This window comes from Bradyrhizobium xenonodulans (assembly GCF_027594865.1).
GTDB classification, from domain to species: domain Bacteria; phylum Pseudomonadota; class Alphaproteobacteria; order Rhizobiales; family Xanthobacteraceae; genus Bradyrhizobium; species Bradyrhizobium xenonodulans.
The window spans coordinates 2,288,918-2,300,891 of record NZ_CP089391.1; the positions used below are offsets into that span (position 1 = coordinate 2,288,918).

Below are 11,974 nucleotides of genomic sequence, written 5' to 3' on the forward strand. Positions count from 1 at the left end.
TCGCGCAACGGTGTGGTATGGCGAAAAAGAAGGGCATCGCAGCTCTCGATACCAGGAGGACGCCGATGACCGACAAGATCAACGACCCCGTTGCCATGTGGCAGAAGATGGTGGGCGACATGGAGAAGGGGTTCAACTCCTTCGCCAACCAGGCCATGTCGTCGCCCGAATTTTCGCAGGCCATGAACCGCGCGGGAGGAGTTGCTGCAGGTGCTCAGAAGCAACTCGGCGAGCTCATGGAGAAATACCTCGTCACGATGAACCTGCCGAGCCGGGAGCAGGTCACGGGTCTCGCTGAACGGCTTCAATCCATCGAAGCCCAGATCGGCGAGATCAAGTCGATGCTGAGCCAGATGGCGGCAAGTTCCGGCATCTCGCAAGGCTTTGACGGGACGCCGCGGCCGCCGCGAACGAAGCGTCCGCCCTCCGAAAACGGAGAGCAAACATGAACGCGCCGACGGGACTTGATCTCGCATCGATCCCGGAGCGCATCCAGTCCGAGGTCCAGCGCGCCATCCAGCGCAGCATCAAGGGCGTCGAATATTTCTCGACCTCCGGACCCACGCTCGGCTCGACGCCCAAGGACGTGCTGCATTCGCGCGGCACGATGAGCCTCTATCACTACCGGCCGATGTCGGACGAGATCTATCGCGTGCCGGTGCTGATCGTGATGGCGACCACCAACCGCGGCTACATTCTCGATCTCGTGCCCGGCCAGAGCTTCATCGAATTCCTGCTCAAGCGCGGCTACGACGTCTACATGCTCGACTGGAGCGCGCCGCGGCCGGAGGAGAAGAGCCTGCGGATGGAGGACTACGTCCTCGACTTCATCCCGGATTGCGTCCGGCGCGTGCAAGCGGATTCCGGCGAGCAGGACGTCTCCGTCATCGGCTATTGCTTCGGCGGCGTGCTGTCGCTGCTCTATGGCTCGATCCACAAGGATGGGCCGATGAAGAATTTGATCTGCTTCACCACGCCGATCGACTTCCGCGAGATGAAGCTGTTCTCGAACTTCTCCGACCGCCGTTATTTCGACGTCGACCGCCTCGTCGACAGCGTCGGCAACGTGCCGCCGGAGATGATCCTGTCCTCATTCGAGATGCTGCGTCCGGCCTCGCGCACGGTGAGCCAGATCCAGCTCTGGGAGAACATCTGGAACGACGAGTTCGTGAAGTCCTATCGGATGTTCGACCGCTGGGCGACCGACACGCTGCCGCTCGCGGGCGAATATTTCCGTACCATCACCAAGGACCTGATGTGGGACAACAAGCTGTTCAACGACACCATGTCGGTCGGCGGCCGTGCGGCCAAGCTCGAGAACATCAGGGTGCCGTTCCTGCATGCGGTCGCGGAGCACGACCACATCGTGCCCTATGATGCTGCAAAACATTTGATCGCCAAGATCGGCTCCGAGGACAAGGAAGAGGTGATGCTGAAGGGCGGTCACGTTTCCCTCGTCGCCGGTGCCAATGCGGTGAAGCGGCTGTGGCCGAAACTGGACTCCTGGCTGGGGAAGAGATCGACATGAGCGAGCAGCGTTCCTATCCGCGTCACGTCAAGACCGATGCCGGCGATATCGAGATCCGCATGATGTCGCCCGCGGACGAGGCGGCGGTGCTTGCCTTCGGCAAGGGCCTGCCGACCCACGATCTGTTGTTCCTGCCGCGCAATATCAGCGAGCCGAAGGTGCTCTCGGCCTGGGTCAAGGAGATCGAGCGCGGCGCGATCACGAGCCTGCTTGCGGTCAGGGAGGGCAAGGTCGTCGGCTGCGGCACGCTGGTGCGCGATCCGCATTCCTGGTCGCCCCATGTCGGCGAGATCCGCATGGTGGTGTCGCTCGACGTACGGGGGAAGGGGGTAGGACGGGCGCTGTCGCAGGAGACCTTTGCCCTCGCGCTCGGTGCTGGTCTGGAAAAGCTCTCGGTTCAGATGACGGTGGATCAGCAGGCCGCGATCGCGCTGTTCGAGGGCCTCGGCTTCAAGGCCGAGGCGCTGCTGCGCGACCATGTCCGGGACGTCGACGGCAAGACCCATGACATCGTCGTGCTCGGGCACAACATCGCGCAGGTCCAGGCCCAGATGGAGGCCTATGGGCTACCGGGCGCCGTTCAGCACTAGGAGTGGCGCGTCGTCCTCCTGGGAACCTGTTGGCTAGGGAGGCGCCAGATTGCCTCCTGTTAAGCCTGTTCACGAATTCGTGATATCGCACTGCAATACGAATATTGCATCGCACAATTAACTATGCCATATAAGCCGTGCCCCGGGCCATCGAGGACGGGGTGAGCCCATAGCTCAACGCAATGAGGATGGAGAGAACCCCCATGACCACCGAAACCAACACCGCTTTCGAGGGCTTCAAAGACGCTTTCAAGAACATCCAGAATTTGGAAGTTCCCGAGGCGGCCCGCGAGTTCGTCAAGAAGTCCGCCAACACCGCCAAGGACCGTGCTGCCGAAGTGTTCGCTGGCTCCGAGCGCGTGACCGCCGCCGTCGAGAACGCGGTGACCGAGTCCGTCACCGAGGCCGGCAAGATCAGCCGCAACATCCAGCAGGCGATCTATGACGACGCCCAGGCGTTCTTCGCCGGTATCGACAAGCTCGCGTCCGCGAAGTCGGTCAGCGAAGCCGTCGAGATCCAGTCGAGCCTGCTCCGCGCCCACGGCGAAGTGTTCGTCTCGCGCGCCAAGGCGACCGCCGACTATTTCGGCAAGCTCGCCGCCAACGGTGCGAAGTCCGCTCAGGACAACTTTGCCAAGGTCTACAACAAGACCGCCTGATCTGGCGCCCTGAGACAAAACTGAATTTGAGGCCCGCTTCGGCGGGCCTTTTGTTTTTGCGCCGCCGTCATTGCGAGGAGCGAAGCGGCGAAGCAATCCAGAGTCTTTCCACGGAAGGATTCTGGATTGCTTCGCTTCGCTCGCAATGACGAGTACTGTGATGCAGCCATGGACTCATCTGTCAGCTTCTCCTTCGAGACACCTGCCGACGCCGAACGCGCGGCCGAGCTGCGCCGCGTGAAGGCGCTGGCGACCTTGGTGCTGGCCTCGACGCTTCTGCTGTTCGTCATCGCGAAATGGCTGCTGCCCGTGCATCCATTGTTCGGCTTCGTCGCAGCCTTCGCGGAAGCCGCGACCATCGGCGGGCTCGCCGACTGGTATGCGGTGGTCGCGTTGTTCAAGCGGCCGCTCGGCCTGCCGATCCCGCACACCGCAATCATCCAGAGCAACCAGGCCCGCATCGCCGAGAAGCTCGGCGAGTTCATCCAGGTGCACTTCCTCGAGGCGGGCCCGGTCGAGGCCAAGCTGAGGGAGATCGATTTCGGCTCGTTCGTCGCCGACTGGCTGCGCGACCGCAAGCGCAGCGACGATCTTGCCCGCTTTGCGCTGCGTCTGCTGCCGGAGGCCGTCTCCGCGACCGAGACCTCCGGCCTGATGACCTTCATCATCCGCCGCATGTCCTCGCAGCTCCAGGCGATCGATCTCGCCCCGCTCGCTGCCGGCACGCTGCGTGGATTCGTATCGGAGGGGCGGCACCAGATCCTGTTCGACGATCTCCTGCGCGTGATGCACGAGACGCTGAATCAGAAAGAGACGATGGCGATGATCCGCGACAAGGTGCGCGCGGAGCTGCCGACGCTGCTCAGGCTCTATCGCGCCGACAAATTCCTGGTGAACAAGATCGTGTCGTCCGCCACCGCTTTCTTCAACGAGGTGCGCAGCGATCCCAAGCATCCGTTCCGCGGCGAGTTCGACCGCATGGTGCTGAGCTTCGTCGACCGGCTCGGTACCGACCAGGCCTATATCGACCGCATCGACGGCTTGAAGCGCGATCTGCTGGCGCGGCCGGAGCTTGCCGATCTCGCCCGCACCGTGTGGGCCAACACGCGCTCCTTCATCGAGCGCAGTGCGAGCGGCGAGACGCAGGTGTTGCAGCATCATCTCGCCGGCATGCTCGTCGCCGCCGGCGAGGCGCTCGCCGGCGATGCCGAGCTGCGCGGCGAGATCAACCAGGGTCTGGTGGCGGTGCTGCGCAGCTTCGTCGCCGACCAGAAGAGCGGCGTCTCGACCTTCATCTCCGACCAGGTCAAGGCGTGGGACATGGCGCAGCTGATTTCGCTGATCGAAATCAACATCGGCCGCGACCTGCAATACATCCGCTTCAACGGCTCGCTGATCGGCGGCCTCGCCGGGTTGGCCCTCTACTCCGTAGAATTCCTGCTCCGATTGTTGTGACTTTTGCGTCACGGCCGTTAGCATTAACGCGCGGGCCTATTGTGGCCCCGCGTCTCTCCCGCTTGAATGTCGGGAACCGGCCGCTTAGCTGATTCATGTTGCGCTGCGGAACGATCAAGAAGCCGGCGTATTGGAATTCATGCCCGTTTACCGGCATCGCGCCCGGCACCTTCCTCAGGGGAAACATTGATGACCGCTACTGCCCAGACGCTGCGTCCGCCGTCCCGTACTCTGATGTTCTTGGAAGGGCGCGCGATCCACGAGTTCGGCGCGTTTCTCGGCGCGCTTCCGCTGCTGAGCCTCGCGCCGCGCGGCGATGGGCATCCGGTGCTGGTGCTGCCGGGCCTCGTGGCCTCCGACACGTCCACGCGCGCGCTGCGCACGTTTCTGACTGGCAAGGGCTACGCGGTGAGCGGCTGGCGCCAGGGCCGCAATTACGGCCTGCGCGAGGGCGTGCAGCGCGCGATGGTGGATCTGGTCGAGGAGCTCAGCGACACGCATGGCCGAAAGATCAGCCTGGTCGGCTGGAGCTTGGGTGGCCTCTATGCGCGCCAGCTGGCCAAGATGATGCCCGAGCGCGTGCGCCAGGTCATCACGCTCGGCAGCCCGTTCGCGGGCGATCCCCGTTCGACCAATGCCTGGCGCGTCTATGAATGGGCGAGCGGCCGGAAGTCCGATGAGGTCGATCCGCAGTTCGGCGGCGACCTCACCGTTCCGCCGCCGGTGCCGACCACCGCGATCTTCAGCCGCACCGACGGTGTCTGCGCCTGGCAGGGCTGCATGGAGAAGTCGGGCGCGCAGACCGAGAGCATCGAGGTCGAAAGCAGCCATTGCGGCATGGGTCACCATCCCGCCGTCGTCTATGCGGTGGCCGACCGTCTCGCGCAGAAGGAAGGCGAGTGGCGAAGGTTCGACCGCAGCGGCTGGCGCAGCCTGGCGTATCCCGATCCGCATCGGTAGTTTCTTCGCCTCTCCCCGCGTGCGGGGAGAGGTCGACACGCGCCGAGCGATGCGAAGCATCGTCCGAGCGTGGCGGGTGAGGGGGACTCTCCGCGAGTCCGTCTGACATCTTATTTGCGGATACAGCCCCTCACCCCAACCCTCTCCCCGCAAGGACGGGGAGAGGGAGAACAACAGCGTCGCTCGCGTCCATTGTGGCGCCGGCACCAAACGCGCTATGCCTCGCGCATGGCGCATCCGCTCTCCCGCATCATCAATCAGCTCAAGCGCGAGCCGTCGCGCACCGGCTCCATCGTCATCACCGTGTTCGGCGACGCCATCGTGCCGCGCGGCGGCTCCGTGTGGCTCGGCACGCTGCTGGAATTTTTCGAAAGCCTGGATATCGATAGCGGCGTCGTCCGTACCGCGATGTCGCGACTCGCGGCCGATGGCTGGCTGACGCGCGAAAAGGTTGGCCGCAACAGCTTTTATCGTCTGGCTGACAAAGGTAGTCAGACCTTCGAGGCCGCGACGCGCCACATCTACGATCCGCCGCCATCGGGCTGGACCGGCCGCTTCGAACTGCTGCTGATCGGCAACGGCGAAGACCGCGACGTCTCGCGTGAAGCGCTCCGCAACGCCGGCTTCGGCAGTCCGCTGCCGGGCGTCTGGGTCGCGCCGTCGGGCGTGCCGGTGCCGGACGAGGCTGCGGGTGCGATCCGTCTCGAAGTCTCGGCCGAGGATGACAGCGGCCGCCGCCTGCTCAGCGCAAGCTGGCCGCTCGACCGCACCGCGGACGCCTACCTGAAATTCATGAAGACGTTCGAGCCGCTCCGCGCCGCGATCGCGCGTGGCGCGGGTCTGTCCGAGGCCGACGCCTTCACCGCCCGCATCCTCCTGATCCACCACTACCGCCGCGTCGTGCTGCGCGATCCGCTGTTGCCCGAGAGCCTGCTGCCGGCGGACTGGCCGGGCAGGGCAGCGCGTGAGCTTTGCGGCGAGATCTACCGCGCGCTGCTTGCTGCGTCCGAACAATGGCTTGATGGCCACGGAACCAATGAGAAGGGCCCGCTGCCGCCGGCCCGGAAGCTTCTGGAAAGGCGGTTTGAGGCTTGATCGACATGTTACAGAAATATCTTGCATAGAGTAATTCTTGTTATATATTGCCTCCCAATTAAACGGGAGGATGCGCATGTACACCCAGGCGCTGAACACGGCCGAGACCGACGATCGCGGTCTTGAGGACGCCGGCAGGGCTGCGCAGTTCCAGGCGCGCATCGATGCCGAGGAGCGCATCGAGCCGAACGACTGGATGCCGGCGGCCTATCGCAAAACGCTCACCCGCCAGATCTCGCAGCACGCCCATTCCGAAATCGTCGGCATGCTGCCCGAAGGCAATTGGATCACGCGCGCGCCGACCTTGCGCCGCAAGGCCGCGCTGCTCGCCAAGGTGCAGGACGAGTGCGGCCATGGGCTGTATCTCTACGCGGCCGCCGAGACGCTCGGCACCTCGCGCGAAGAGCTGGTCGATGCCATGCTCGCGGGCAAGGCCAAATATTCCTCGATCTTCAACTATCCGACGCTGACCTGGGCCGACATCGGCACCATCGGCTGGTTGGTCGACGGCGCTGCGATCATGAACCAGATCCCGCTGTGCCGCTGCTCCTACGGACCCTATGCACGGGCGATGATCCGCGTCTGCAAGGAGGAGTCGTTTCACCAGCGTCAGGGCTACGAGATCATGCTGACGCTGTGCCGCGGCTCGGACGAGCAGAAGGCGATGGCGCAGGATGCGTTGAACCGTTGGTGGTGGCCGGTGCTGATGATGTTCGGCCCGCCCGACGCGACGAGCCAGCACAGCGACACCTCGACCAAGTGGAAGATCAAGCGCTTCTCCAATGACGAGCTGCGGCAGAAGTTCGTCGATGCCACCGTGCCGCAGGCGCAATATCTCGGCCTCACCATTCCCGATCCCGGCATGACACAGGATGCCGAAGGGCATTGGCGCTACAGCGAGATCGACTGGACCGAGTTCAAGCAGGTGCTCGCAGGCAACGGCCCGTGCAACCGCGATCGGCTCGCCGCGCGCCGCAAGGCGCACGACGAGGGGGCCTGGGTGCGCGAGGCGGCCGCCGCCTACGCCGAAAAGCGCGCGCAGCGCCAGACCGCACAAGCCGCGGAATAGGGGGATCAATATGGCCACGCCGAACACGCCGCTGTGGGAAGTCTTCATTCGCAGCCGCAACGGTCTCGCCCACAAGCATGTCGGCTCGCTGCATGCGAGCGACGCGACCATGGCCCTTCAAGCGGCGCGTGACATCTACACCCGCCGCGGCGAGGGCCTGTCGATCTGGGTGGTGCCGTCGACCGCGATCACCGCAAGCGATCCCGCCGAGAAGGGCATGATGTTCGAGCCGGCGGAATCGAAGATCTACCGGCATCCGACGTTCTACGAGGTGCCCGAAGAAGTGGGGCACATGTGATGGCGAGCGCCAACATCCAGGTCGCCGAAACGCCGCTGGTGCTCTATGCGCTGCGCCGCGCCGACGATGCACTGATCCTCGGCCACCGGCTGTCGGAATGGTGCGGGCACGCGCCGATGCTGGAAGAGGACATGGCGCTGTCCAACATCGCGCTCGACCTCATCGGCCAGGCCCGCGAGCTCTACAGCTACGCCGCCAAGGCCGAAGGCAAGGACAATGACGAGGACAAGCTCGCCTATTTGCGTGACGTCAGGCAATACCGCAATCTGCTGATGGTCGAGCAGCCGAACGGCGATTTCGCCCAGACTTTGGTGCGGCAGTTCTTCTATTCCGCCTTCGCCGATCTCTACTGGCGCGCGATGATGGATTCGCGCGATACGATGCTGGCGGCGATTGCCGCGAAGTCGGAGAAAGAGAGCGCCTATCATCTGCGCCACGCCTCGGAATGGATCATCCGCCTTGGCGACGGTACCGACGAGAGCCATCGACGGGCGCAAGCCGCGATCGATCAGCTCTGGGCCTTCACCGGCGAGATGTTTGCCGTCGACGAGGGCGAACGCGCCCTGATCCATGCCGGTATCGCGGTCGATCCCGGGACCTTGCGCGGCCGCTGGCTGACAACGCTCGCCGATGTCGCCGGCGAAGCAACGCTGGTCCTGCCGCAGAACGACTGGATGCAGCAGGGCGGCCGCGCGGGTCGCCACAGCGAGCATCTCGGCCACCTCCTCAGCGAACTGCAATCGATGCAGCGGACATTCCCGGGGCAGACATGGTGACCGTGCTCGAACGCGACAACGAGTTGCGCCGGCGTGCCTGGGCCGCTGCAGCGAGCGTTGTCGACCCCGAGATCCCCGTGCTGACCATCGCCGATCTCGGTGTGCTCCGCGATGTTGTGCTCGACGGCGACCATGTCGAGGTCGCGATTACGCCGACCTATTCGGGCTGCCCGGCCATGAACATGATCGCGCTTGAAATCGAGCTTGCGCTGGAGCGCGCCGGCTTTCGCGGACCAAAGGTCCACACCGTGCTCTCGCCGGCCTGGACCACCGAGTGGATGAGCGAAGAGGGCCGCCGCAAGCTCCGCGCCTACGGCATCGCGCCGCCGCAGTTCGGAGGCTCGCGCCGCGCGCTGTTCGGCGAGCAGGCCGTCGTGTGCCCGCAATGCGGCTCCGAGGCGACCGAGCTGCTGTCCGAATTCGGCTCGACCTCCTGCAAGGCACTGTGGCGCTGCAAGGCCTGCCGCGAACCCTTCGACTACTTCAAGTGTCATTGACCATGTCCGCAGCCGCACCGCGCTTCCATCGTCTGGCCGTCAACGACCTCCGCCGCGAGGCGTCGGACGCCGTTTCGATGACCTTCGTTATCCCCGGCGAACTCGCCGGCGATTACGCTTTCACGCCCGGCCAGTACCTCACGCTTCGCACCACGCTCGACGGTGAGGAGGTGCGCCGCTCCTATTCCATCTGCTCCGGCCCTGACGACGGCGAGATCCGCATTGCCGTGAAGAAGATCGACGGCGGCGCCTTCTCCAACTGGGCGGCGGACGAGCTGAAATGTGGCGACGAGCTTGACGTGATGACGCCGACCGGACGTTTCGGCTTCGTTCCGCCGGATGATGCCGGGCGCATCCATGTCGGCTTTGCCGCGGGCTCCGGCATCACGCCGATCCTGTCGATCGTCAAGGGCATCCTCGCGCGCGAGCCGGCCAGCCGCTTCTTCCTGTTCTACGGCAACCGCGCGACCGACAACATCATGTTCCTCGAGGCGCTCGAGGAGCTGAAGGACCGCTTCATCGATCGCCTCTCGATCTTCCACGTCATCTCCGGCGAGGAGCAGGACATCCCGATCCTGCATGGCCGGCTCGACGGCGACAAGGTGAAGGTGCTGTTGCGCTCGCTGGTGCCGGCGGCAAGCGTCGATCATGTCTTCATCTGCGGTCCGTCCGGCATGAGCGAAGAGATCGAGGCGACCTGCCGCGATCTCGGCATCGCGGATGAACGTATCCACGTCGAGCGCTTCGTCTCCGAATTCGGCGGCAAGCCGCGGCCAAAGAAGGTCGTTGCGCCCGACGCGCCGCCGAAGGCGATCGCGTCGCTGATTATCGACGGCAAGCGCCGCGACGTGCCGGTCGCCGAGGACGAGGCGATCCTCGACGCCGCCTTGCGCGCCGGCGTCGATCTGCCCTTCGCCTGCAAGGGCGGCATGTGCTCGACCTGTCGCGCCAAGCTGGTCGAGGGCGAAGCGCCGATGGACATCAACTACTCGCTGGAACCCTGGGAGCTGAAGGCCGGTTTTGTACTCACCTGCCAGGCAAAGCCGTCGTCGGATCGGGTCGTGGTCGATTACGACCACGTTTGACAGTTGGCCAACCAGCAGAACATCATGAGTAAACAATTGGCCGGGAGAAGCGCGTGAACGTCAAAGCCGCCCTGTCGCCTGAGGATGTTGCCCGCGCCTGCGCCGAAGCGATGTGGGCGGAAGACGATGCCTCCAAAGGGCTCGGCATGGAGATCGTCGAGATCGGCCCGGGCTTTGCGACGCTGGCAATGAATGTGCGGCCGGACATGGTCAACGGCCAGCGCATCGCCCATGGCGGCTTCATCTTCACGCTCGCCGATTCCGCCTTCGCGTTTGCCTGCAATTCGCACAATGAACGTGTCGTGGCGGCACAGGGCCAGATCACCTTCATCAAACCGGGCAAGCTCGGCGATCGCCTCGTTGCGAAAGCGCGGGAGGTGACCCGCGGCGGTCGCTCCGGCATCTACGACGTTCGCGTCACCGCAGGCGACACGGTCATTGCAGAATTCCGCGGGCATTCGCGTGTCATTCCCGGCACGTGGCTGCCACAGCAGGACAAATAAAAAGAACGAACAAATGTGGGGAAACGAGGATGGCTCTGACGAGGCCCAAGGAAGGTGGCAACACCTATAGCGCCGAGATGGACGCGCATGAGCGTGCGTCACGCGACGAGATCATGGCGCTGCAGACGCGGCGGCTGGCCTGGTCGCTGAAGCACGCCTACGACAACGTCGCGCATTATCGCAAGGCCTTCGATGCGGCCGGCGTGCACCCGTCCGACTTTCGCGAGCTGTCCGATCTCGCGAAGTTTCCGTTCACCGTGAAGACAGATCTGCGCGACAATTATCCCTTCAACATGTTCGCGGTGCCGCGTGAAAAGCTGGTGCGCGTGCATGCCTCGTCCGGCACGACGGGCAAGCCGATCGTGGTGGGCTACACGCAAGCCGACATCGACACCTGGTCGGAGGTGATGGCGCGCTCGATCCGCGCCGCCGGCGGCCGGACAGGCATGATCATCCACAATGCCTATGGCTACGGCCTCTTCACCGGCGGCTTAGGCGTGCACTACGGAGCCGAAAAGCTCGGTTGCACCGTGGTGCCGATCTCGGGCGGCATGACCGAGCGGCAGGTGCAGCTCATCAACGACTTCCGCCCCGACATCATCACGGTGACGCCGAGCTACATGCTGGCGATCCTCGACGAGTTCAAGCGCCAGAAGCTCGATCCGCGCGAGTGCTCGCTCAAGGTCGGCATCTTCGGCGCCGAGCCCTGGACCAATGCGATGCGCGGCGAGATCGAGGAGGCCTTCGACATGGATGCGACCGACATCTATGGTCTGTCCGAAGTGATCGGGCCCGGCGTCGCGCAGGAGTGCATTGAGACCAAGGACGGTCTGCACATCTGGGAAGACCATTTCTACCCCGAAGTGATCGACCCCGAGACCGGCGCGGTGCTGCCCGATGGCGAGAAGGGCGAGCTGGTGTTCACCTCGCTCACCAAGGAGGCCTTTCCGGTGATCCGCTATCGCACCCGTGACCTGACGCGGCTGCTGCCGGGCACGGCGCGGCCGGGCATGCGGCGAATGGAGAAGGTCACGGGCCGTTCGGACGACATGATCATCCTGCGCGGTGTCAATCTGTTCCCGACCCAGATCGAGGAGGTGCTGCTCGCAACCGACTGGTGCGGCGGACATTTCATCCTCGAGCTGACCCGGGAAGGCCGCATGGACGAGCTGACAATCATCGCGGAGGCGCGGCCCGAAAGCTGGGACGGACGGGGTCTCGTCGACCACGCGGACCGGATCTCGACCCACATCAAGAATACGATAGGCATCAGCTCGAAGGTGCAGGTGGTTGCGCCTGCCACGCTGGAACGCTCGCTCGGCAAGGCCAAACGCCTCTACGACAAGCGGCCCAAGGACTAGGTCTCACACCCCTCATGGTGAGGAGGCGCGTGAGCGCCGTCTCGAACCATGGAGGCCCGCTCGCGCTGCGGGGCCTTCATCCTTCGAGACGCCTGCTT

General features: G+C 64.4%; 14 protein-coding genes. All 14 read left to right on the plus strand.

Going from position 1 to position 11,974, the window contains the following annotated elements; genetic code table 11:
• Positions 1 to 65: 65 nt before the first annotated feature.
• Positions 66 to 449, plus strand: a complete 384-nt coding sequence (locus I3J27_RS10760; RefSeq protein ID WP_270168516.1) for a hypothetical protein — start codon at positions 66 to 68, stop codon at positions 447 to 449.
• Positions 446 to 1,528 carry a PHA/PHB synthase family protein gene (locus I3J27_RS10765; protein ID WP_270168518.1) on the plus strand — a complete coding sequence of 361 codons (1,083 nt, stop codon included), beginning with the start codon at positions 446 to 448 and terminating at the stop codon, positions 1,526 to 1,528. Before I3J27_RS10760 ends, I3J27_RS10765 begins: the two co-directional genes overlap by 4 nt.
• Entirely contained in the window at positions 1,525 to 2,118 is a 594-nt protein-coding gene (locus I3J27_RS10770) for a GNAT family N-acetyltransferase (RefSeq protein WP_270168520.1), read from the plus strand. The genes I3J27_RS10765 and I3J27_RS10770 overlap by 4 nt, the downstream gene beginning before the upstream one ends.
• A 203-nt stretch (positions 2,119 to 2,321) precedes the next feature.
• Positions 2,322 to 2,777, plus strand: a complete 456-nt coding sequence (locus I3J27_RS10775; protein ID WP_270168522.1) for a phasin — start codon at positions 2,322 to 2,324, stop codon at positions 2,775 to 2,777.
• Positions 2,778 to 2,945: 168 nt separating this feature from the next.
• On the plus strand, positions 2,946 to 4,232 hold the full coding sequence (locus tag I3J27_RS10780) for a DUF445 domain-containing protein (RefSeq protein ID WP_270168524.1): 1,287 nt from the start codon (positions 2,946 to 2,948) through the stop codon (positions 4,230 to 4,232).
• Positions 4,233 to 4,421: 189 nt separating this feature from the next.
• The gene (locus tag I3J27_RS10785; RefSeq protein ID WP_270168557.1) at positions 4,422 to 5,192 is read left to right on the plus strand and encodes an esterase/lipase family protein; all 771 of its coding nucleotides are present in this window, start codon (positions 4,422 to 4,424) and stop codon (positions 5,190 to 5,192) included.
• A 228-nt stretch (positions 5,193 to 5,420) separates the two neighbouring features.
• Positions 5,421 to 6,287 (plus strand): phenylacetic acid degradation operon negative regulatory protein PaaX, encoded by an 867-nt coding sequence (paaX, locus tag I3J27_RS10790; protein WP_270168563.1) that lies wholly within the window; start codon positions 5,421 to 5,423, stop codon positions 6,285 to 6,287.
• Between the two features lie 76 nt (positions 6,288 to 6,363).
• Positions 6,364 to 7,356, plus strand: a complete 993-nt coding sequence (paaA, locus tag I3J27_RS10795) for a 1,2-phenylacetyl-CoA epoxidase subunit PaaA (protein ID WP_270168565.1) — start codon at positions 6,364 to 6,366, stop codon at positions 7,354 to 7,356.
• Positions 7,357 to 7,366: 10 nt separating this feature from the next.
• Positions 7,367 to 7,654, plus strand: a complete 288-nt coding sequence (gene paaB, locus I3J27_RS10800) for a 1,2-phenylacetyl-CoA epoxidase subunit PaaB (protein ID WP_008136594.1) — start codon at positions 7,367 to 7,369, stop codon at positions 7,652 to 7,654.
• Positions 7,654 to 8,430 (plus strand): 1,2-phenylacetyl-CoA epoxidase subunit PaaC, encoded by a 777-nt coding sequence (gene paaC / locus I3J27_RS10805; protein ID WP_270168582.1) that lies wholly within the window; start codon positions 7,654 to 7,656, stop codon positions 8,428 to 8,430. The genes paaB and paaC overlap by 1 nt, the downstream gene beginning before the upstream one ends.
• Positions 8,424 to 8,927 carry a 1,2-phenylacetyl-CoA epoxidase subunit PaaD gene (gene paaD / locus I3J27_RS10810; protein ID WP_270168598.1) on the plus strand — a complete coding sequence of 168 codons (504 nt, stop codon included), beginning with the start codon at positions 8,424 to 8,426 and terminating at the stop codon, positions 8,925 to 8,927. Before paaC ends, paaD begins: the two co-directional genes overlap by 7 nt.
• 2 nt (positions 8,928 to 8,929) lie before the next feature.
• Positions 8,930 to 10,012: a 1,2-phenylacetyl-CoA epoxidase subunit PaaE gene (gene paaE / locus I3J27_RS10815; RefSeq protein WP_270168600.1), complete on the plus strand. Its 1,083-nt coding sequence runs from the start codon at positions 8,930 to 8,932 to the stop codon at positions 10,010 to 10,012.
• Between the two features lie 53 nt (positions 10,013 to 10,065).
• The gene (gene paaI / locus I3J27_RS10820) at positions 10,066 to 10,515 is read left to right on the plus strand and encodes a hydroxyphenylacetyl-CoA thioesterase PaaI (RefSeq protein WP_270168602.1); all 450 of its coding nucleotides are present in this window, start codon (positions 10,066 to 10,068) and stop codon (positions 10,513 to 10,515) included.
• 29 nt (positions 10,516 to 10,544) lie between these two features.
• Positions 10,545 to 11,876 carry a phenylacetate--CoA ligase PaaK gene (gene paaK, locus I3J27_RS10825; protein WP_270168604.1) on the plus strand — a complete coding sequence of 444 codons (1,332 nt, stop codon included), beginning with the start codon at positions 10,545 to 10,547 and terminating at the stop codon, positions 11,874 to 11,876.
• Positions 11,877 to 11,974: the final 98 nt, after the last annotated feature.